The organism is Tunturiibacter gelidiferens (genome assembly GCF_014201335.1).
Classification (GTDB): Bacteria; Acidobacteriota; Terriglobia; order Terriglobales; family Acidobacteriaceae; genus Edaphobacter; species Edaphobacter lichenicola_E.
The window spans coordinates 86033-106984 of the sequence record NZ_JACHEB010000001.1 but is presented as its reverse complement, the minus strand read 5'-3'; the positions used below and the strand labels follow the sequence as shown (position 1 = coordinate 106984).

16 protein-coding genes are annotated in these 20952 nt (G+C 55.3%); 13 read left to right on the top strand and 3 right to left on the bottom strand.

All coding sequences use genetic code 11. The features are described from left to right. Position 1 precedes the first annotated feature (1 nt). Positions 2–784, bottom strand: coding sequence for a hypothetical protein (locus HDF14_RS00415; RefSeq protein ID WP_183972482.1), 783 nt, complete (start codon positions 782–784; stop codon positions 2–4). A gap of 241 nt (positions 785–1025) precedes the next feature. Here HDF14_RS00415 and HDF14_RS00410 point away from each other — a divergent pair, with 241 nt between their 5' ends. From HDF14_RS00410 to HDF14_RS00385, 6 genes are all read left to right on the top strand, one after another. Beyond that, the gene (locus HDF14_RS00410) at positions 1026–2774 is read left to right on the top strand and encodes a cytochrome c biogenesis protein DipZ (RefSeq protein ID WP_183972481.1); all 1749 of its coding nucleotides are present in this window, start codon (positions 1026–1028) and stop codon (positions 2772–2774) included. 43 nt (positions 2775–2817) lie between these two features. Further along, positions 2818–3417, top strand: coding sequence for a peptide-methionine (R)-S-oxide reductase MsrB (gene msrB, locus HDF14_RS00405; protein ID WP_221304495.1), 600 nt, complete (start codon positions 2818–2820; stop codon positions 3415–3417). A gap of 14 nt (positions 3418–3431) precedes the next feature. Continuing rightward, positions 3432–3911 carry a GAF domain-containing protein gene (locus HDF14_RS00400; protein WP_183972479.1) on the top strand — a complete coding sequence of 160 codons (480 nt, stop codon included), beginning with the start codon at positions 3432–3434 and terminating at the stop codon, positions 3909–3911. Between the two features lie 119 nt (positions 3912–4030). Further along, positions 4031–4384 (top strand): carboxypeptidase-like regulatory domain-containing protein, encoded by a 354-nt coding sequence (locus HDF14_RS00395; protein ID WP_183972477.1) that lies wholly within the window; start codon positions 4031–4033, stop codon positions 4382–4384. 47 nt (positions 4385–4431) lie between these two features. After that, entirely contained in the window at positions 4432–6774 is a 2343-nt protein-coding gene (locus HDF14_RS00390; protein WP_183972475.1) for a TonB-dependent receptor, read from the top strand. 123 nt (positions 6775–6897) lie between these two features. Then, the gene (locus tag HDF14_RS00385) at positions 6898–8058 is read left to right on the top strand and encodes a Gfo/Idh/MocA family protein (protein WP_221304494.1); all 1161 of its coding nucleotides are present in this window, start codon (positions 6898–6900) and stop codon (positions 8056–8058) included. On the opposite strand, the gene HDF14_RS00380 is transcribed toward HDF14_RS00385, so the two are convergent. Further along, positions 8055–11549 (bottom strand): TonB-dependent receptor, encoded by a 3495-nt coding sequence (locus tag HDF14_RS00380; RefSeq protein ID WP_183972473.1) that lies wholly within the window; start codon positions 11547–11549, stop codon positions 8055–8057. The two genes, HDF14_RS00385 and HDF14_RS00380, sit on opposite strands and share 4 nt — an antisense overlap. Positions 11550–12251: 702 nt before the next feature. On the opposite strand from HDF14_RS00380, the gene HDF14_RS00375 reads away from it, so the two are divergent. The 3 genes from HDF14_RS00375 (at position 12252) to HDF14_RS00365 (ending at position 15360) form a co-directional block, all read left to right on the top strand. Further along, on the top strand, positions 12252–13391 hold the full coding sequence (locus HDF14_RS00375; protein WP_183972470.1) for a tetratricopeptide repeat protein: 1140 nt from the start codon (positions 12252–12254) through the stop codon (positions 13389–13391). Between the two features lie 116 nt (positions 13392–13507). Beyond that, positions 13508–14605 (top strand): sensor histidine kinase, encoded by a 1098-nt coding sequence (locus HDF14_RS00370; protein WP_183972468.1) that lies wholly within the window; start codon positions 13508–13510, stop codon positions 14603–14605. Further along, complete coding sequence (locus tag HDF14_RS00365) at positions 14605–15360, top strand: LytR/AlgR family response regulator transcription factor (protein WP_183972466.1); 756 nt, start codon at positions 14605–14607, stop codon at positions 15358–15360. Before HDF14_RS00370 ends, HDF14_RS00365 begins: the two co-directional genes overlap by 1 nt. A 35-nt stretch (positions 15361–15395) precedes the next feature. Here the strand turns inward: HDF14_RS00365 and HDF14_RS00360 are convergent, their stop codons facing one another. Further along, on the bottom strand, positions 15396–16085 hold the full coding sequence (locus HDF14_RS00360; protein WP_183972464.1) for an STAS domain-containing protein: 690 nt from the start codon (positions 16083–16085) through the stop codon (positions 15396–15398). Between the two features lie 486 nt (positions 16086–16571). Here HDF14_RS00360 and HDF14_RS00355 point away from each other — a divergent pair, with 486 nt between their 5' ends. The 4 genes from HDF14_RS00355 to HDF14_RS00340 all read left to right on the top strand — a co-directional run bounded on the left by HDF14_RS00355 (position 16572) and on the right by HDF14_RS00340 (position 20922). After that, positions 16572–17039 carry a hypothetical protein gene (locus HDF14_RS00355; protein WP_183972462.1) on the top strand — a complete coding sequence of 156 codons (468 nt, stop codon included), beginning with the start codon at positions 16572–16574 and terminating at the stop codon, positions 17037–17039. 18 nt (positions 17040–17057) lie between these two features. After that, positions 17058–18536: a PLP-dependent aminotransferase family protein gene (locus HDF14_RS00350; RefSeq protein WP_183972461.1), complete on the top strand. Its 1479-nt coding sequence runs from the start codon at positions 17058–17060 to the stop codon at positions 18534–18536. A 486-nt stretch (positions 18537–19022) separates the two neighbouring features. Next, a complete protein-coding gene (locus HDF14_RS00345; protein ID WP_183972459.1) occupies positions 19023–19937 on the top strand; it encodes a sugar phosphate isomerase/epimerase family protein in 915 nt (304 codons plus the stop codon). Positions 19938–20244: 307 nt separating this feature from the next. Next, positions 20245–20922, top strand: a complete 678-nt coding sequence (locus HDF14_RS00340; protein WP_183972457.1) for a TetR/AcrR family transcriptional regulator — start codon at positions 20245–20247, stop codon at positions 20920–20922. Positions 20923–20952: the final 30 nt, after the last annotated feature.

Here is a 20952-nt window from a genome sequence, read left to right as displayed (position 1 = left end):
GTTATTTTCCGTGCGCGCTGATCTGGCGGTCAATGAGCTCGAAGCGGTGTTGGGCGTCGGCGATCTGCTCGCGAATGTTGGTGGCGAGCTCGGTCAGCAGGTCGCGATGTTCGCGGGCGGCGGCTTCGGCATCGAGGTGCAGTTGGGCGATTTCGCTGGCGAGGAGCGTCTGATGCTCGGCGTCTAGAGTGGCGATGTCGCGCTCGGCGTGCTGGATCTGGCGCGTGATGCGGAGAAGCTCGGCGGCCGCGCCTTCGCCGGCGATGGAGGCGTTGATTTCGCGGTGATCGTCAAGCAACCGCTGCAGAGTTTCGGTGTCGCCGCGGCTGTAGGCTTGATTGGCGCGGGCCATCAGCAGGGTGAAGTGCTTCTGCTCGGTGTCATCGCGCCCGAAGTCGGGGTGGATGCGCTTGGCGACCTCGCGGAAGAGCGTCTTGAGGCTGGGCGGTGGGTCGAACTCCTCGGCTTCGCGGGCTTCGCCGAATGCGGCATCGTGGGTCTCCTGCGCGCGCTGGCGGGTCTCCACGGCTCGGCGACGGGCGGAGTCGGAGTCGTAGAGGTCGATTTCACGCTCGGCGATTCGGGCTTCGATTTCGTCAAGCTCGGCGTAGAGAATGCCGACCTGGCGGACATAACGGCCTTCGAAGGTCTTGAGCTGGGCGCGAATTTGGGCGAGCTCGGATTCGCGTTCGGCGAGTGTAGTGCGGACGGCGGCAAGCTGCTCGCGCTTGTCGAGGAGGGCTGCGTCGTCCGGGGTCTGTTGGAGGATGATTTCGGCTGGCATGCGGCTTCCGTGAGGGCAACTCCTAGTTTAGCGGAACGGAGGTTGGCTCTTCGCAGATGAGTTCAGCTCTCGCAGTCCACGCGACTCGACTTCTTGGAAGAAGTCTTCTGCTTGATTTGAGCGGCTTCGAGCTCCGGGACCCGTCTCTTTCCCCAGGAGTCATCATTCCACCTCCAATCCTGGCCAAAACCTGTAACTTCCTTATAGGTAAGAGCGTCTCATCCAAGGAGCTAGGAGTCGTATGGTTTTATTCGTATTGGCATTTTTGGGCGGTGTCCTCACCATCTTGAGCCCATGTATTCTGCCGATTTTGCCATTTACCTTCGCACGGGCAGACCAGCCATTTCGCAAGTCTGGCCTGCCTCTCTTGCTGAGCATGGCGGTCACGTTTGCCGCAGTAGCTTCGCTTGCCGTCGTGGGAGGCTCCTGGTTGGTTCGTGCAAACCAATACGGGCGCATTGCAGCCCTGATTGTCTTCGCAATACTCGGTCTATCCCTTCTTTGGCCTGCCTTCGCCGAGCGTCTATCTCGCCCCTTTGTGCAGTTGGGGAATAGACTGACAAACTCCGCTTCGTCCGATTCGCGCGGAGGAGTGCTGCAGTCGCTTTTGCTCGGCGTTGCTACCGGCCTTCTATGGGCGCCATGCGCCGGGCCGATCCTTGGATTGATTCTCGCTGGTGCAGCACTCCAGGGTGCCAGCGCACATACCACCTTGTTGTTGTTTACTTATGCGGTTGGTTCGATCTCCTCGCTTGCGGTGGCTCTCCTTGCTGGCGGACGGGTCTTCGAGGCGATGAAACGGTCCCTGGGAGCGGAAGAATGGATACGTCGCATCCTAGGTGTCGCCGTACTCGCCGGAGTGTTCCTGGTCGCATTTGGACTGGATCGCGGCCTTCTCACGCGACTATCGCTTTCCAGCACATCCGGGGTCGAGCAGAGCCTTCTCGATCGTTTTCATCCCAGATCAACCGATAAGCCCGCGGACCAAATGACGATGACCAGCAACTCAACTGGAGGATCCACACAGGTGTCCGTACTAGCTGGTCTATCGGGAGCAACGGACTGGATCAACTCGCCTCCATTGACCGCCGATCAGCTTAAAGGCAAGGTCGTCCTGATCGATTTCTGGACGTACTCCTGCATCAATTGTCTGCGCACACTGCCTTACGTGAGGGCATGGGCTGACAAGTACAAGGACAGTGGCCTCGTGGTCATCGGAGTCCATACTCCGGAGTTCCCGTTCGAGAAGGATCTTTCCAACGTGCAGAAGGCGGTCCACGACTTCGGCATCACCTATCCGGTGGCGATGGATAACAACAACAAAATATGGAACGCCTTCAGCAATCAATACTGGCCTGCCCACTACTTCATCGATGCGAACGGCAAGGTGCGGTTTCATCACTTTGGAGAGGGCAACTACGATGAGTCGGAACGCTGGATACAAGACCTCTTGAAAGAACGAAATGCACAGCAGGCATTGCCGGCAGGAATCGTCAACGTTCAGGCGCATGGAGCGGAGGCAGCACCCGATATGGACGATGTGCGGTCGCCGGAGACCTACGTCGGCTATCAACGGACCCAGCACTTTGCGTCGCCCGGCGGCTTGAATCAGGACGGTCCGAAACTCTATTCGATTCCGCCACAGCTCGAGCTCAATCAATGGGCCTTGGCAGGAAAATGGATAGACCAGGGCCAGATAGCAGTCCTCGCCTCCGCGAGGGGAAAGATCGCCTTTCGTTTCCACGCTCGCGATCTACATCTGGTTTTAGGCCCCTCGGTAGATGGCAAGCCAGTTCGCTTTCGGGTGACAATAGACGGCAAGGCTCCCGGCGAAAACCACGGAGTTGATACAAATGACAACGGAGATGGCATTGTCACCGAGAACCGCCTGTATCAGCTGGTACGACAGAAGGGCGCGATCACCGACCACACCTTCACGATCGAGTTCCTCAATCCAGGGGTGCAGGCCTTCGCATTCACCTTCGGGTAAGCAGTCCCGTCATCAGTACGTCTAACTATTAGCAGGAGGAGTTATGGCCGAAGAGACTCAGTATCAGGACAAAGATAGAAACAAGATGCCTCGCCGCGCCTTTCTTGGCGCGACTGCAGCCGCCGTGGTGGGAGTCATACTCCACTCGCGATACAGAACACAGCCCGTAGAGGCAAAAGATCAAACGCCAAAAGACATCAAAATCGTCCAGTTCTCCGATTCAGGACAGCGCCAGGGTGTCGTTACCGTTCAAACCATAATTAAGCCTGATGCCGAGTGGAAGCAGCAGCTCGCCCCCGAGGCCTACGCTGTTACGCGGCTTGCAGGAACCGAGAGGCCGTATAGCGGTAAGTACTGGGATAACCACGAGAAGGGCGTGTATCACTGCATCTGCTGCGGAACGCCGAACTTCAGTTCGGAGACGAAGTTTGAGTCTGGGACCGGCTGGCCTAGCTTCTGGCAGGTCATCGCCAAGGAGAATGTCAAAGAGAACTCCGATTCCACACTAGGAATGGAGCGTACCGCCGTCTCGTGCCCGCGTTGCGACGCGCATCTGGGCCACGTCTTCGATGACGGACCGCGTCCGACGGGGCTCAGGTACTGCATGAACTCGGTAGCGCTCCAGTTCGTAAAGTCTGCTTGAGAGACAATAGAGACATGGCTCACCAAGCGTTCCAAGAGATTCTCAGCGAGATTGAGAGATCCAGCGCGACTTCGGACGATGTTCTTACTTTGCAGGAGTTCACCGTCCGCCTGATCGCGGCGCGACTGCCTCACTACAACTGGGTTGGTTTCTACATGCTGGATCGGAACGACGCGGATGTTCTTGTGCTGGGGCCATTTCACGGGGCACCGACTGACCACGTTCGCATCCTCGTTACGGAGGGCATCTGCGGTGCTGCGGTGGCCCAGGGCAAGACAGTGATCGTGGATGATGTCTCTGCCGATCCCCGTTATCTCTCTTGTTCTATCGAGACGAAGTCAGAGATTGTTGTCCCGATCCGAGTTCGAGACAAGGTCGTTGGCGAGATCGACATCGATAGCCATGACCTCAGTGCATTTGGGCCAGACGACCGAACCTTCGTGGAAGAATGCGCCAGGCTCATCGGCGCGTTTATGGAAGAGAAGCACTCCTAAGCTGAGTGCGTCGAAAACTCAATCGACGTCGCCGAAGTAGAGTCATAGTGAATCCGGGAGACGCGTGCCCAAATCACAATATTTGTTCCTTGCCTATGCATTTCGGTATTCGATTCAAGTTGATCCGCCTTGTCCTGATAAGCTTTCTCCTCTTTGCGGCTCAGTTGGCGGTGACGCCCAGCTACGCGCAGAGCACCGGCGAGATCCGGCTCCAGGTCCACGATCCTTCCGGCGCTGCACTACAGGCCAGCGGTCATATAGCCGGTCCGGGTACCAACCGTACCTTTCAAACAGACGCGCGGGGCGCCTATTCTTTGGACGGTCTAACATTTGGACGCTACCGCCTCGATATCTCAAGGGCTGGATTTGCCCCCCGGTCTGTCACAATCGAAATATCTTCGGCGACACCTGTCTCACAGGCGGTTACCTTCTCATCCAGGGCGCGTCGAGTAGCCTCACCGTTTTTTCTCTGACGCCGATCGGGCACGCTAATCAGTCTGTCGACGAGATTCCGGTTCCGGTGCAAGCATTGACCGCAAAGAACCTTGAGGACAGCAATGCACTCGACCTCGCGGATCTCATGAATAAGCGGCTAACCAGCGTCTACATCAACGAGAATGTTGGCAACCCCTATCAGCCGGACATTAATTATCGCGGCTATACTGCTTCTCCCTTGTTGGGGACGCCGGAAGGGCTTTCCGTTTACCTGGACGGCGTACGCCAGAATCAACCCTTTGGCGATATCGTCGCGTGGGATCTGATTCCCAAAGTGGCCATCTGGGACATGGTGTTGATTCCTGGTTCCGATCCGCTTTATGGACTAAACACATTGGGCGGCGCGATCCCGGTGCAGACTAAGGACGGCCTTAACACCCAGGGTGGCTCCATACAGATCACCGGCGGTAAATTCGGTAGACGCGCCGGTGAAGGAGAGTTGGGGGGTGTATTGCCTAAGGGCTTCAACTATTATTTGGCAGGCAATCTATATCGTGAAGATGGATGGCGACAATTTTCGCCATCCGAGATCCGACAGTCCTTCGTCAAGGTGGGCTGGACTGATGCGAAGACGAGTGTCTTTCTAAGCGGAGCTTATGCCGACAACTGGATGACCGGCAACGGAACCTCAGACTTCCGAGTCCTGAAGACGAACTATAGCGACGTCAATACGATTCCCGATGTCACGTGGGACCATTCTCCCTCGTTGACTCTCAACGTCACCCACGCGCAGACAGAAAATCTAACGTTCTCTGCAAATGCATACTATCGTTACGTCCGCACAGACAGCTCCAATGGCGACTTGAACGACGATTCGTTCAGTCAGGACCTTTACGATCTAGGCCCCGACGATATCGCCGCACTCACCGCCGCTGGATACACCAACTTCCCAATCACAGGCGACGCAACCACCGAACCATTCCCTTATTGGCTTTGCCTTGCACAGACGCTTCAAAACGACACCGGCGGCGATCCGTCCTCCACTTGCAATGGTGTCATCACGCGAACTATGGACAAACAGAACAGCTATGGCCTCTCCGGGCTGGTCGCGTGGAAGACAAAACACAACCGGCTCGCGGTAGGCGCCAGCTGGGATCGCGGCACCTCGACTTACCATCAGCTTACGCAGCTCGGATACCTTAATACAGATAACGTGTCCTTCACTCTCGTCCCAATCTTTCTGGACGGCACGACGTTCTCTGACGGTGACCCAGTAGATAGTCAGGTGCTACTGCACGGGACAGTAAACACACCCAGCATATATGCCACTGATACATTCACCTATGGCCCCTGGGCCTTTACACTCTCTGGCCGCTACAACCACACGTCGCTCGACAATCTGGATTATCTGCCGATTTCCGCAGCGCGCGGTAATCTCACCAGCAGCAATGTATTTCAGCGGTTCAACCCCGCAGCCGGCTTCACTTATAAGCCCTCCCACTTCTTCAATGCTTACTTCAACTACAGCGAGGCAAGCCGCTCTCCAACGTCGATTGAGCTTGGCTGCGCCGATCCGACCGAGCCTTGCAACTTACCGAACGCGCTGGTGAGTGATCCTCCGCTGAAACAGGTTGTCTCGCGGACCTTCGAAGTAGGCATTCGCAGTAACGAGAGTCTCTCGCTGCATTGGAGCGCCGATTATTTCTTCGGTCAGAACTATAACGACTTACTTTTTGTCGCGTCCGAGCAGACCGGTTTCGGTTACTTCCTCAATTTCGGTAAAACACGTCGGGATGGCATCGAATTGGAGATATCCGAAGACTGGCTGCATTGGAGTGTAGGCAGTAACTACACCTTCCTCAACGCTACCTATCAAAGCCCCCAGACCATCGATGGCGGTAGCAACAGCACGCACGACAGTGCTTTGGCGGGTCAACCCGGTATCGATGACAACATCCACATCGTACCTGGTGACTTCATACCACAGGTCCCGCGCAACATATTCAAGCTCTATGGCCAATACAGGCCTTCGCCTAAGCTCACGGCGGAACTGGATATTCTTGCCGTTGGGTCTTCCTTCGCGCGAGGTAACGAAAACAACCTGGACCAACCAGACGGAGCGTTTTATCTGGGGCCGGCCAAATCAGCTGGATATGGAGTAGCAAGCTTGGGCGCGCGATACCAGGCAACTGATCGCCTTCAACTGTTCGTGCAGATGAACAATCTTCTCGATAAGCACTACTCGACCGGGGCACAACTAGGAACGACCCCCTTCGATAACAACAATCATTTTGTGGCACAGCCTTTTGGCAATCCATACGGCTCCGACGATGACTCGATTCCTATTCGCTCCTCGTCCTTCCAGGCCCCAGGAACCCCGTTCAACATCTATGGCGGGTTGAAAATTACCCTCTGGAAGAAAAAGTAAAGGACGTCGAACTCGACCGAGCATGATAGAAGTCCCTCCCTCAATAACCTCAGCAAATGCTGAGGTTATGTTCTTTTAGCTTCCGGTAAGCTACAGTCAAAGCCAACGCCAAACGGAGTCACTGTGCCTTACAACACGGAAGAAAACATCAGTTCTAGTCCCCTGCGTATCGCGATTCTCGGAACCGGAATGATAGGAGAGGTGCATCGGCGCTCCGCGCTCTTATGCGGAGCGACATTGGTCGGCGCAATGGCGTCTACTCCGGAGCGATCAGTCGAAATGGCTCGGCGTTGGCACACGCAACCGATTCTTACACCTGCAGACCTTATAACGATTGCCCCGGATGTTGTCCACGTCTGCACTCCCAACGCAATGCATGCGGAGCATGTCGAAGCAGCAATTACCGCGAACGCACACGTCATCTGCGAGAAGCCGCTTGCCACCTCGATTTCCGTTGCCCAGAGGCTCACAGAACTCGCCCATCGGCGGCAGCGGGTTGCTACTGTGCCTTATGTCTACCGATTCCACCCTCTCGTTCGTGAGATCCGCTCGCGGGTTAACGCTGGCGAATTCGGACGTTGGCAACTTCTCCATGGCAGTTATCTCCAGGATTGGCTTCTATCTCCACTTGCGACAAGTTGGCGGGTAGATGCCGCAACAGGAGGACCCTCTCGGGCCTTCGCCGATATCGGCTCGCATTGGTGCGACTTGATGGAGTTCGTAAGCGGGGAGAGGATCGCCTCTCTCACCGCTGCCACTTCGATTACCGTGCCAGAACGACCCGTCAAATCAGAAGTTAGTTTCCAGAGAAGTAGCGATGTCGGGCAAACGCGAAAGGTGGATACAGAAGATGCTGCCACCGTCATCTTCAAGACGCGATCCGGCGTGTTAGGGTCTGTCCTGATCTCCCAGGTTTCGGCGGGCAGGAAGAATCGGCTTTGGTTTGAGTTTGATGGGGAGCGTCGTTCCGCGGTATTCGACCAGGAAAACCCGGAAACGGTCTGGCTTGGAGGAGAAGCTAACGCAGAGATACTTCAAAGAGATCCCTCGTATGGCTCATCCGAGCAGCGCCGTCTGTCGACTCTGCCTGCTGGGCATCCACAAGGGTACGCTCAGTGCTTTGAGAACTTTGTTGCTGACACCTATGCGAGCATCAGAGGAGAAGCGCGGGAAGGCCTGCCTACTTTCAATGATGGGTTGCGTTCAGCTCACATCATCGACGCTGTGATCCGGTCCGCCCGCTCAAACACCTGGGTAGACGTACCGGCCAGCGAAGCACATTAAAACTTAATCTTCAGAGCAAACTGACCAAAGCGCCGCTCATCGTTCGCGCCCCCATTGACGCCACCTTTCTTTGCTTGGATAGGGATGGTCGCGCCATCGTAGCCGTAGTTGGCAACGTCGTTATTGGACTCAGTGATGTAAAGGTTGTGGTGATTGAAGATGTCAAAGCCTTCCGCTCTCAGCTCAACCTCGATACCTTCTCTGACGAATAGGCTCTTACTTGCCGCAAGGTCGAAGTTCCACGCGCCAGGCCCGGAGAACGCATTCCGATGCGTCATCGCAGCGGGATACGGCCCGAAGTCGGATATCCCTCCCAGAGCAGGATTTCCGTAACTCACGGCCGCAGGAAGAGAGACAAGGTCGTACAGGTTTGCGCCCGAGCTATTCTTATCTATCGCTTTGGTGAAACTATAGTTCGATATCGTTGTGCCAGGCGTGTAGCGAGGTATCCCAACCCCGGCGCTGCGATTCAGCGAGTTGCTACTATCGGAGACCGTGAATGGCGTCCCGGTGCGGACCGTATAAATACCAGTAACCTCATATCCTCCCAGCAGTCTCCCGGCAAAGGAATGATTATCTTTAAACCACTGTGTCCTGTAAATCGGCGCAAGGACGAATCGCTGACGAATGTCGAAGTCAGATGCCCCATAATCCAATCCAGGATTGAACGGATCCAGATAACCAAGATTGCCAATGCCGTTGACCGAGCTATTGCTCTCAGAGAACGTCGAGCTCAGATTGTCGGTCGAGTGCGCAACCGTATAGTTCGCTGTGATGATGAGCCCAGTACGTTCGAGATCCGTCATCTGAAAACCAATGTTCAAGCCGTTATAGTAAGAATCTCCCTCGCTCCCACGATTATTGATCGACCCATACTGATTATTAAGGCGTGAGTAGATGAAGTTGCCGCTCGCGTCCTGCACAGGATCGCCGAGATAGACGTTCCCAGCACCAAGCATGTTGTAGCCCTTCACATCGTAAAGATGTGTCCCTCGCGAACCGACATAAGCGATGGATGCAACGACGTTATTCGCAAGCTGCCTCTCGACGGTCAGGCTATAGAACTGCGTTGCCGCCGTGCGAATATTTTCATCTACATTTCTCAAGCTGGTTGGAGGAAGCGGAACCGTTCCACTCGAGCCGCCAATGGGACCGGCGTTGTTAGTTGTTATCGGCGAAGGTGTCGTGATCTGGACCACAGCATAGTTGGGTGGATTCTGGATGACATTGAACGTTACATTTCCAAAGTTCCTCTCGTAAGCTATTCCGTATCCGCCACGAACGCTTGTCTTGCCATCACCGTTGATGTCGTAGGCAAAGCCGACGCGAGGTCCAACAGTGCCGTATTGCGAATTCCACAATTTGCCAATCGGACTATTAGGCACCGTGAACACCTGGCCACTGCGAATCTGCGCTTGAAGCGACGCACCTGGCCCGTAGTAGAAGTTGGCATCGAGATCCTGCTTATTATTGTGCTGAATCCCGTAGTACTCGTAGCGCACGCCATAGTTAAGGGTAAAGCGCGGAGTGAGCTTCCATGCATCCTGCGCGTACACCGCCCAGTCTTTGAACCGGTCGCTACGGGCAAAGTTCGGTTGCGACGCGGGCAGAGTGATCTGGCATTGCGGCGTCTGGACCAAATTGCCAGTCGTGTAGTCCCGTACACAGGGCAGCGCGCCTTGTGGGTCGACTGCGCCCTCAAAGATCGACAGTGTTCCTTTCAAAAAGTTATCCAGGCCTGTTGGAGCGCTCGTACCGATCCCCTCGACTGCCTGCGCATAGGCGCCATAGGTGATGTTGTTCTGGATATAGAGCAATTGAGTACCGGCCTTGAACGAGTGTTGACCCTTCGTCCAATCAATGTCCTGGCTGATCTGAACAGTATTCTGCGGCCCTCCGGATGGAAGTCCTCCTGTCCCTTCAAACTGACTATAGAAGCCAGGAAACTGAACCAGATTCCCACCAATCGTCGCATTGTTATAAAGAAACAGGGTAGGGGCGTTTTGCTGCGACGTATCGAACGGCTGACTTAACGTGTGACGAGTAAAGCTCAACTTCGTGCTCGATACCAGGGCGCCAGAAAACTCATGCGTCAGGCCGAACAGAGCGGCGTTGTCCCGCTCGGAAGCACCAACGTTATATTGCGAGTATGGCGTACTGAACATGGAACCGTTCTCATCGAGCTCGTTGTAGAAGACATACCGCCCGTACATCTGAGTTTTTGGGGACGCGTTGAAATCAACACGTCCAATCAGGTAATACGTGTTCTGCGGATCGCCACCGCCGGCATTGGTGGGAGACGTAAACGGCGCGACACCGAATACCGGCGTGCTTCCAGACAAAAGACCAAACGGTCCACCAGGAGTTGGATTCACACCCGAAGCCACTACGTCGTCCTTACTCAATGTCTGGGTAAAGGTTGGAGCCGGAGAGCCATACTGCGTGAAGAAGGCCTGCGTCGCAGAATTGGATGCTGCCAGAAACTGCGGCGTCGGCACCAGCGAGATCTGATTGCCCGCGCTACGCACCCTCACCCACTCAGTGCTCTGGAAAAAGAACAGCCGATCTTTCAATATCGGCCCACCTACATCGTAGCCAAACTGGTTGCGCGTGTAGCCGCCCTTCGGTACACCACTCTGCGCATTCTGAACGGTATTGGCGGTATAGGCCGCCAGCCGATTGAACTCCCACGCGCCTCCATGAAATCGATTGGTCCCCGATTTGGTCACAACACTGACGACCCCGCCTGACGCGCGGCCGTACTGTGGCTCGAAGTTGCTCGTCGTAATTCGATACTCTTGCACCGCATCGATCGGCACCGTAACTTCGGGGCCCGTCACATACGAGTCAACATTCTCAACCCCATCCAGCAGAATCTCTGTGCCGCTGGACCGTTGACCATTAAGCGAATATCCAACCCCGCGCGTCGTGTCGTTCTGGTCGCCGGTAGTTTTCGTCGCGCCACTCTGCGCTACCTTATCCCCAGAGCTGATGTTGCCTGAGATGGAAACAAAATCGTACGGATTGCGGGTGAGGCTGGGCAGCTCCGAAACCTGGACGCTGCTCACGATCTGCGACACTTCCTGAGTTTGCGTATTGACAGTTGTCCCACCCTGATCGATCACGGTCACGGTCTGTTGCGAGCCGCTGAGTGCAAACTTTATCGGGACCGTTGCATGCCCACCAACAGTCACTTCAACTCGCGCCTCGAACCGCTGAAACCCCGGAGCGTCCGCCCTCACCGTATAAATACCGGCAGCCACAGGGGGAAACGTGTACTCACCGCTGTGATTTGTAGTCACCGTTCGTGCAGCGTTTGTCCCCGTATTGGTCAGCGTTACCGTCGCATCGGAGACGAGGGCCCCGCTTTGATCGACCGCTAATCCCGACACAATGCCGGAATCGGTCTGTGCTGTTAGCAGAGTCAGAGAAACAGGCAGAAAAAGCAGGACGAAAAGAATCGACGCGTAAACTGAAATGTTTCTGAACATAGCTGGACTCCCTTCAAGTGTTGATGCGCAGGCGACCATCTGTTCCGACTCCGAATCATTGACATATGGAAAGCCTGAAGTCCCTCGTCGCATTAACTTCAAATCACACTCGAGTCACTCGTAGCGAAGGCAGTTACTACTCGTGCCGCTTGATGTCCTGCACTCTCCGGGAGCATGGATCGTCATGCAAAGAAAGCAGAATCGCAACCCGCAGCCCTGTGCAGTGCATTATGTGCCGACACTTCTTAGGCCAACAACAGCGTTGTGACGAGTGCCGCACAGAATGTGACAAAGGGCAGAATCCGCAGGTCGATCTACAAATGACTAGTCTCGCGCACTGAGCGTGACGCAGCCGCCCAATGCTAGGCGTCACCGGAGGACGGAGTAATAAGTTCTCCAGCTAAGTTATCTGGTAGCTCGACTTCTCGCACCTCTCCCGTTTGCTGAAGAGTTCGGAACTATCGATGCCGCTATTTGTTTGTATTTCTGATCGATAGTTTTTCTTTCTTCCCGAGCTTGGCCAGCTTCGTCACTCCGCGCCGCTATCCCTCACATGTCAGTTTGTCGCCGCGCACTCCGCATGTATGGTTGCCCAGTAAGCTCCTGTGTCGAGGCCAGTGACTTATTTACGAGAAAGTAATTCGGCGGAGCCGATAACTACAATTCCGCTTCGCAACGAAATTGCCAAAGCTGGAGGAAATCATGGTTCGACTAACTCACGATCCTCTAATCTCCGTAAAGCTGATAAGAGCATTGTTGCTCGCGATCGGCGTAACTCTACTTGCCGATTACCTGGCTTCAGCAGAGGGGACCGATATCACTCAACTAAAAGCAGACGCCCAAAAGGGCTACGCTACTCAACAAATTGAGTTGGCCGCGGCTTACTTTACAGGCAACGGAGTAACACAGGATGCGAAGCAGGCCGCATACTGGTATCGAAAAGCCGCCGAAGCCGGAGATCCCGAGGCGGAAAATGAGATCGGCTTCTTCTATCAGGCTGGCATAGGTGTTCCCGTCGACCATGCACGTGCCCTGCACTGGTACCAACTCGCCGCCGCTTCCGGCCTCACCAGAGCCAAAGTAAATCTCGGCGTTGTATACGTATGGGGCCTCGGTGTCGCCAAAGATGAGGAACTTGCCATGCAGCTCTTCCAGGAGGCGGTACACCGGGGCGAAGGCGCCGCCGCCAGCTACCTCGGCGACCTATACTATTTCGGGATCGGCGTGAAACAAGACAAGGCTGCCGCTGAAACCTGGTATCAAACCGGGGTGAAGTTGCACGACCTCATCGCCGCCTATAACCTCGGCACACTCTTTTCGGTGGACGCAGACCACCCCCACGACCTTCGCAAAGCGGAGGCTCTTTTGCGCACATCCGCCGATGCTGGATATATTCCCGCGATCCACTCGCTGGGCTTGCTCCTGGTCAACCATCCTGAGCTTGCACCCTCCCCAATGGAAGGACCCTCCCTTCTCGAAACTTCAGCGAACGCAGGCTATTGGAGATCGTCTGTGGTGCTGGGCGCGCTTGCACGTGATGGCAAAGGTGTCCCCGCAGACAACAAAGCCGCCTACCTCCAATTCCGGACGGCCATTCTGCAGGGCGGAGAACAAGCGATGAACCTGGTCAAATACGACATCGCAGCCCTCACAAAAAAGCTGGGCTCGGAGCAGATCGCAGCGCTCGACTCGGATGCAGATGCCTGGTATCGGCAACACAGCACGCCCCTTCTCTTCATCTATAAAGACGGCGACAGGCGGCAACGCTTTCCTGCATCAGCACTTGCAGTCTCCACATCTGGTCTGCACGCTGGCCAATTGCTTTACGTACCAACTTCCTGACGACGTAGGAATAGAATGTCTGGTTGCGTACCCATTCCATCCGTCAAGGGAGGAGGGCCGAGGATGATTCTCTGAAGCTTCTGCCGATAAATCGCACACGCGCACAACCAGCCTTCATGCATCCGGTGATCTTTGTAAGCGCGTCGATCTTGCTGGGCACCCTGTTCGGCCTGCAGGAGTGGATGACCATGCGCCTATGGAGTTACCGCATGAGCATAGGCCTCCTTTTTTCAGCATGGTGGGTGCAATATTTTTTGTGGGGTGTCATCTGCTGGTTGCTGTGGAGATGGTGCGGACCCTGGATTCAACGGGCGAACGCATTTCGCATCTTCACGCAAGTGCTTCCGCTAAGCATAGTTGCCAGCGTCGTGGAAGAGATGATCTGGGTTGCGTGCTTTCCGCGTCTTCCGCTCAACCGCCCGCACATGACCTATTGGCACAGGCTGGCGTTTCACCTGGACGCAGAGTTCATTGATAGCCTTGTCATCTTCTGGTGTGTCTTCGCACTCTTTCGCGGAGTAGGCTACTACCAGAAATTCCGCGAAAAAGAGGCTGCGGCCGCTCAGTTGTCGGTACAACTGGCTCAGGCCCAGATGGCCGCTCTACGCATGCAGTTGAATCCACACTTCCTCTTCAACACCATGAACAGCATCTCAAGCCTCATGCGGACCGATATCGCAGCCGCCGACACAATGCTGGAACAACTCGGCAGCCTCTTGCGTATCACCCTCGAACGCGGCGAAGTGCAGTTCATCCGTCTCAATGACGAAATGGAGTTTGTGGAGATGTATCTCGCTATGCAGGAGCGCAGATTCACGGGCCGCGTACACCAGCAACTATGGGTACATCCGGAGTTGCACGATGCTCTTGTACCCACCATGATTCTCCAGCCACTCATCGAGAACGCCTACACTCATGGTCTCTCCAGATTAGATAGCAATGGCCTCCTCCACATCGAGGCAACACGGAAAGACTCGCACCTGACGCTGAGTGTTCTCAACAACGGCGCAGGTTTAAATTCGAATTCGTCCAAAGTCACAGACGGTCAAGGTGTTGGGCTCGCCAACATAAAGAGCCGCCTGCAACTGCACTACGGAGATCAACACACATTTTCTATACGCGAGGTCGCACGCGATCAGGTCGAAGTAACCATAACCCTCCCCCTACAGTTCTCTGCTAGTCCCACAGAGACACTGACAAGGTTTGGTGCATAATGATCCGCGCTATCTTGGCGGACGACGAAGTCCTGGCCAGGCAGAAGCTGCGCCAGTTGCTTCGTGACGAGCCCGAGATCGAAATCGTTGGTGAAGGTGCATCAGCTTCCGAAACGATAGACCTGGTGTGCGCTACTCGACCCGATCTACTGTTTCTCGATATCCGCATGCCAGGCATGGACGGCTTCGATATCATCGACAAACTCTCTACCGCCAGCGACTCCATTGTGCCCCGCATCATCTTCACGACCGCATACGATTCCTATGCGTTGCGCGCGTTCGAGATACACGCAGTCGACTATCTGCTTAAACCCTTCACCTCCGAGCGTCTGCATTCAGCGGTGCAGCGTGCCCATGACGAGATTGACACCTCAAAGAAAAATTCCGGACGAAGCAATGGCCGCACCCAGAATCCTCCGGTTTACACAACACGCATCGTCTTCAAGTCTCGCGGTCGCATCCTGTTTCTCCCCGTCTCAGATATTCGTTGGATTGGAGCAGAAGAGAACTATGCGCGCATCTGCACCGGAGCCGAAAAACACCTGCTGCGCGAGACGATGAGCCATCTTGAGGAAAAGCTTGATCCGCAGATGTTCCTGCGTGTGCATCGTTCCGCCATCGTCAATTTGCAATATCTGAAAGAAGTCCGCACCGAACCCAGCGGAGAGTTTACGGTTGTGCTGGTGGATGGCCAAAAGATTGCGATGAGTCGCAGCTTTCATGCTCGCATCACCGAATGGATGGCCGGCAGCTGAGAACAAATCTATCGCGTTAAGTTACAAATGACCCTTCACGCCCCATCGGCCCCAAACAACTGAAGCAGAGCGTCGCTCGCCTCCTGCACATCGCGGATCTTAAACTCCGGGTCAAGCTGCAACGCCTTCGCCCTGGGCGCCAATGCAGTCAGCGTCTGCACCACCGTCTCAGCAGACAGATGCGGTGTGCTCGGTCCCACCAGAATGTACTCCACGCCATCCACCTGCAGCAGGGTCTTCGCATCGCGTAAAGAGCAACTCGATCTCACATCGTAGCCATGCTGCGTCAGCACGGTTCTCACAAATACGCAAAGATCCGCCGACTCATCCACCACCAGCACCCGTGGCCCCACTCTCTTCTTCGCCGGCTCGACTGGCCGCTCCTTCAGGTAAGACTGGATCGCCTCCTCCTCTGTCGCATAGCTTTCCAGAGAAGCCGATACCTTCGTCATCTTCAGCAGATTCACAAGAAACTGCGGCGGCGCAGCCAGCCGAAGGTCCCCACCCCGTCTTCGCATCCGTTCGGCGTAGCGCATCAGTAACCCGAGCCCGATACTGTCCAGCCGGCTTATTCCGCTCAGCTCCACCACCAGCTGCGAAAACTCCCACGCGCCACCCTCCAGCGCCACCTCCAGAGCCTTCGCCTCTTCGCCCAAGACAATACGGCCCTTGCATCGGATTACATAGACGTTCCCAACATGGCGCGACATCAGTGTTAGCAGCATGAAATCCTCGTCAGCAAGGTTCTCGATGAAACGTCCTCTCCCACAAAGAGAGACACCTGGAGCCGTGATGCACTATCATCGCACCGACTCGCCGCAGCTTCAGGCGCGTCTGAAAATAATTCAAAAAATCTTCGCGAAATTTGGCGTATGAGTTATAGCCAATTCGCTACAATTAAATAGGAGATCAAACCAAGGGCTGCCTGCGGCGAAAAGCTGCGGCAGCCCTTCGCAGTTAAAGTCCACAACGGACCGCCAACGCACCCCGAAAGGACCACGAACGCTCCACACGATGCAACGACCCAAATGAGAAGAGAAGTGACACTACGACCTATAACTACAACAAAAAAAGTATTTTAGCCGTAACCCACATGGATGCAATATTTTAGCGGTATACCCTTCCGCTAAGCTATTGCATCCATTTCAGTTATCCCCAAAATACCCCGGGTGGGGGGGGGTACCCAACCACAAGACACTAGGAGAGCAAAAATGGAAACCGCCATCTGCCGCCACATCAAAACCAACGGACGCCGCTGCAAATCACCCTCACTCGGACTCTCCGCCTTCTGCTACTTCCACTCCCGCCTCCTCCGCCGCCACAAGCATCTCATTGAAACCGCACCAGTTCTGTCCGCAAACCACCCCAACCCATCGGCCTCCCCAACCGAAACACCCCAATATCTCCCCGAAGCCGTCCCCCTCGAGCTCGACCTCCCGCCACTCGAAGACGTCGAATCCATCCAGGTCTCCATCTCCCTCCTGGTCGCCGCCCTAGCTCGCAACCGTCTCGATTCAAAGCGCGCCGCCGTCCTGCTCTACGGCCTCCAACTTGCCTCCACCAACGCCCGCTCCGTCACCATCGAACCCGCCGCCAACTCGATCGTCCGCACCCTGACCCGCACCAAATCCGGCCTGGACCTGGCGGTCGACGGAACTAGTTCTCAGCCAAGGACGTAAGACAGGTAATCTTGTGCCATGGAAGTAGCCCTCAAACTCGATCCGGTCTCCCCGATAGCTCTCTATCGCCAGATCTACGATGGCCTGCGCGACGGGATCATCGGGGGGCGGTTTGAGGCTGGAACCAAACTACCTGCCTCCCGAGCCCTCGCCGCATCCCTTGGTGTCTCACGAATTACGGTCACTGAGTGTTACGAGCGGCTCATCTCGGAGGGATACCTCGAGACCCGGCGCGGCTCCGGAACCTTTGTCTCTACCAGACTCCCGGAATGGGACATGTACGCCACCAATTCGACCGTCGCTCTCGTTCCGCAAGTCGAGAGCGACGTCCCCAAACGACTCTCCCGATACGGCCAGTTCCTCGACGCGCCACTCCGCCCCCCCGTCCCGCCCGAGATCATTCGGTTGGACTCGCACGGACCCGACGTAGGCGCTTTTCCGATAAAGCTCTGGACCCGACTTCTGGTTCGGCGCATGCAGGAGGGTGCCTTAAGCCTTCTGCAATACACGCAGGAGTGGAGTGGCAGTACCGAATTGCGGACAGCCGTAGCTCACTATCTGCGCGTGTCACGCGCCGTCGTCTGCGACCCCAGTCAGATCATCATCACCAGCGGATCGCAACAAGCCCTTTACTTTGCAGCCAGAATCTTCCTCGATCCATCGGACTACGCCGCGATGGAAGCGCCGGGGTATCGTTTCGCGGGACGAATCTTCGCCTCCCAGGGAGCAACCGTATTGCCGATCCCGGTCGACCGGAGCGGCATGCAAATCTCGCAGCTCAAGAAGCACAACGACAAAGCTATAAAACTCGTCTATGTCACGCCTTCCCATCAATATCCACGTGGCGTCTCCCTCTCCGTCTCTCGCCGCATAGAACTACTGACATGGGCCAAAGAAACCGGCGCACTCATCTTAGAGGACGACTACGATAGCGAGTATCGGTACAACGAAAGGCCCCTCCCCTCCATTCAGGGGATGGTGCCGGATGCCCCGGTACTCTACGTTGGAACATTTTCCAAGCTGTTATTCCCCACCTTGCGGTTGGGCTACCTCGTCGTCCCCCCCGGCTTCCAGAACATGTTTACAGGAGCCAAGCTACTCTGCGACTTTCAAAGCTCTTCCATCGACCAGCGCATCCTCACCGACTTCCTCACCGAGGGACATCTCGAACCCTACGTCCGAAAGATGAGGATCATCTACGGTAACCGGCGTACGGTGCTTGTCGAATCATTGCAAAAGCACTTCGGGCGAAAAGTCACAGTCTATGGAGACAATGCAGGCATGCACTTCCTGGCTGACTTCGAGATCGAACTCTCTGAACAAGATGCTTTCGACCGCGCGGTTGCTGCCGGAATTCGGGTAGAGCGCCTTTATTGGCCCGCCCCCTGTGAGCTCCAGCGCCCGGGCCACGTGCAATTCGTCTTCACATTTGCTGCAGTCAACGAGAACGATCTGGCACTCGCAGCAGAACGTCTCGCTGGCGCCTTCCTTGCATGACAGAGTTCGTCATCGTTTGAAAACCCGCGGTCATACCGCATTGGCTATAAAAAGTTTTCATCAGGTGGCACTGGTGTTCTCTCCCGCGCCTGCATAACTTCGATGACAGGACTCTAGCAGGCTTCCGATTGTTCTAAAGCCTGTAGATTGCAGTTCCATTTGGAGAAAATATACATAGCCAGTGACGATGATCTGTTCCAGTAAGAGCCGTTAGACCTCGCCGGCGAAACGAGACGTCTTCGGTAACCTTATCTCGCGGCCGGAACCTCTGGGTGGGCTCGGAGGGCCGGTCGTCGATCTTTTGTGGCCCACTCCGCCTGTGGTCTCCGAAGCGATACCCGAAAATCGAATATTGATGTACCGTGGTCGTTGCTGGTCGTAAACGCCGCCGAACTGCGCTGCGAATCGAACAGAAGTAGTGTATTTGGATAGCTCAGCCGCGAACCGACTAGGCCAACCAAACTTCTTTCAGAAAAAAGGACCCCGATGACCAGCCACACACGTAGAAACTTTATCCAGTCTGCCACCGCCGCAGCGGTCTATAGCTCCCCTCTCCTTCGCTGTGATCGATTGATGGCATCGCCCTTTGGTCTGCCGATCGGCCTTCAGCTCTACTCCGTCCGCGAGATGATGGCGAAGGATTACGAAGGAACGCTCAAACAGATCGGCGCCCTTGGCTATCAGGAAGTTGAGACGGCAGGCTACTTTGACCACTCGTCCGAACAAGTCAAAAGTGCGATGTCTGCTGCCGGACTGAAATGCGTTAGCGCCCACTACCCCTACGCGAGTCTGAACAAGGACTTCGACAAGATCGTCGCTTTCAACAAAGAGATTGGCGTGCAGTACATCATCTGCGCCTTCCCGGGGATTAAGGACCCCTCACGGCTGAAAGACCAGTCCTATCGCACGCAAATTACCTCCTTCACCCTTGAGGACTATCGCTGGAACGCCGATCAATTCAACAAGTTTGGCGAAAAATTGAAGGCCGCCGGCATGAAGTTCGGTTATCACAACCACACGATGGAGTTTGCCAAACAGGATGGGGTTGTCCCATTCGACGAAATGGTTCGCCTGACGGATCCCGCTCTTGTCACTTTCGAAATGGATTGCGGATGGGTCATCGTGGGTGGCGCCAATCCAGTGGATTATCTACACCGTTATCCTTCTCGAATCTCGATGCTTCATGTCAAAGATTTCAAGCACATCGAGAAGCCGGCATCCACGCTCGAACCGCCTCCGGCTGCCGAGTTGGGGCGAGGAACCCTCGACTATCGTCCGGTTTTTGAGGCGGCGAAGAAAGCAAACATCAAACACTACTTTGTTGAGCAGGAGGAGTTTGACCTCCCGCCAATGGAATCTCTCAAGATCGACGCCGACTACATGAAAAATCTGACCGTCTAGGCAGCTATCACTACGAACTCGCAACGGCTCCCTGCGGGGGGCACGGAGATGGCAATCTCCATTTCGTTCTCTTTGCCACGAGAATAAAGACAGCCCTGCGGTTGGAGTTTCGTCTGCGATCGACGCTAGATATTCAGAGGGCCAATTCTCAAATACGAATGAATAATCGTATTTCAATACTGGACGTATAGTTTATAATTCATGTAAGATTCTGAGTCTCGAGTTGGAGGATTTGAATCCAAGAGCACATAGGCTTTGCACATCTAGGATTTGTGCGACCTGGTGAATTTCCTGCGAGAAGACAAGCATGCGGCAACAGGAAGACCTCGAATACGCGGATGAGCCAAAGAAGCGCGGCCGACATCGCAGTCTCGAGGCAAAGACGGCCATCCTGAAAGCAACGCTTCAGCTGTTGGAGCGCGAGTCACTGCGAAAAGTGACAGCTGATGCGATCGCGAGACGGGCAGGGGTTAGCAAGGCCACGATCTATAAGTGGTGGCCCAACAAGAGCATGGTAGCCCTCGACGCGTATCTCGCCGGAACGACGGAACGGGTTGCAATGCCGAATACAGGATCCGCCCAAGAAGATTTTACGCAGCAATTGAAGTCTTTAACCGCTTTCTACACGTCTACGCTAGGAAGACTTTTTTGCCAGTTTATTGCGGAAGGACAGAGTGATGCGGCGTTTCTTGCATCATTTCGAGAGCGTTTCCTCTACGCTCGAAGAGATGCTGCCAAGATTATGTGGCGGCGAGGCGTAGACCGTGGCGAGATCCGGAGCGCTGTCGACGGAGACATTGTTCTCGACATGATTTATGGGCCAATAGTCTTTCGACTTCTCGCCGGCCACGGGTCCTTGAGTGACTCGGAGTCCGAGGCAATCGTAGAGACTGTATTCGCTGGTTTGAGGCGACTGGACTATCAAAGACCCGCGAAAAATAAGACGATCGGGCATATCGTAAAACGCCGCAGGGCACATCTTTGAGTCCTGCACCGCTTGCAGGTCATCAGATTT

Bases quoted from the DNA above. Each gene is read 5' to 3' on its own strand.
- HDF14_RS00375 (WP_183972470.1), top strand. From the start codon at position 12,252: ATGGTTCGACTAACTCACGATCCTCTAATCTCCGTAAAGCTGATAAGA.
- HDF14_RS00410 (WP_183972481.1), top strand. From the start codon at position 1,026: ATGGTTTTATTCGTATTGGCATTTTTGGGCGGTGTCCTCACCATCTTG.
- HDF14_RS00400 (WP_183972479.1), top strand. From the start codon at position 3,432: ATGGCTCACCAAGCGTTCCAAGAGATTCTCAGCGAGATTGAGAGATCC.
- HDF14_RS00415 (WP_183972482.1), bottom strand. From the start codon at position 784: ATGCCAGCCGAAATCATCCTCCAACAGACCCCGGACGACGCAGCCCTC.
- msrB (WP_221304495.1), top strand. From the start codon at position 2,818: ATGGCCGAAGAGACTCAGTATCAGGACAAAGATAGAAACAAGATGCCT.
- HDF14_RS00355 (WP_183972462.1), top strand. From the start codon at position 16,572: ATGGAAACCGCCATCTGCCGCCACATCAAAACCAACGGACGCCGCTGC.
- HDF14_RS00350 (WP_183972461.1), top strand. From the start codon at position 17,058: ATGGAAGTAGCCCTCAAACTCGATCCGGTCTCCCCGATAGCTCTCTAT.
- HDF14_RS00365 (WP_183972466.1), top strand. From the start codon at position 14,605: ATGATCCGCGCTATCTTGGCGGACGACGAAGTCCTGGCCAGGCAGAAG.
- HDF14_RS00380 (WP_183972473.1), bottom strand. From the start codon at position 11,549: ATGTTCAGAAACATTTCAGTTTACGCGTCGATTCTTTTCGTCCTGCTT.
- HDF14_RS00360 (WP_183972464.1), bottom strand. From the start codon at position 16,085: ATGCTGCTAACACTGATGTCGCGCCATGTTGGGAACGTCTATGTAATC.
- HDF14_RS00345 (WP_183972459.1), top strand. From the start codon at position 19,023: ATGACCAGCCACACACGTAGAAACTTTATCCAGTCTGCCACCGCCGCA.
- HDF14_RS00340 (WP_183972457.1), top strand. From the start codon at position 20,245: ATGCGGCAACAGGAAGACCTCGAATACGCGGATGAGCCAAAGAAGCGC.
- HDF14_RS00370 (WP_183972468.1), top strand. From the start codon at position 13,508: ATGCATCCGGTGATCTTTGTAAGCGCGTCGATCTTGCTGGGCACCCTG.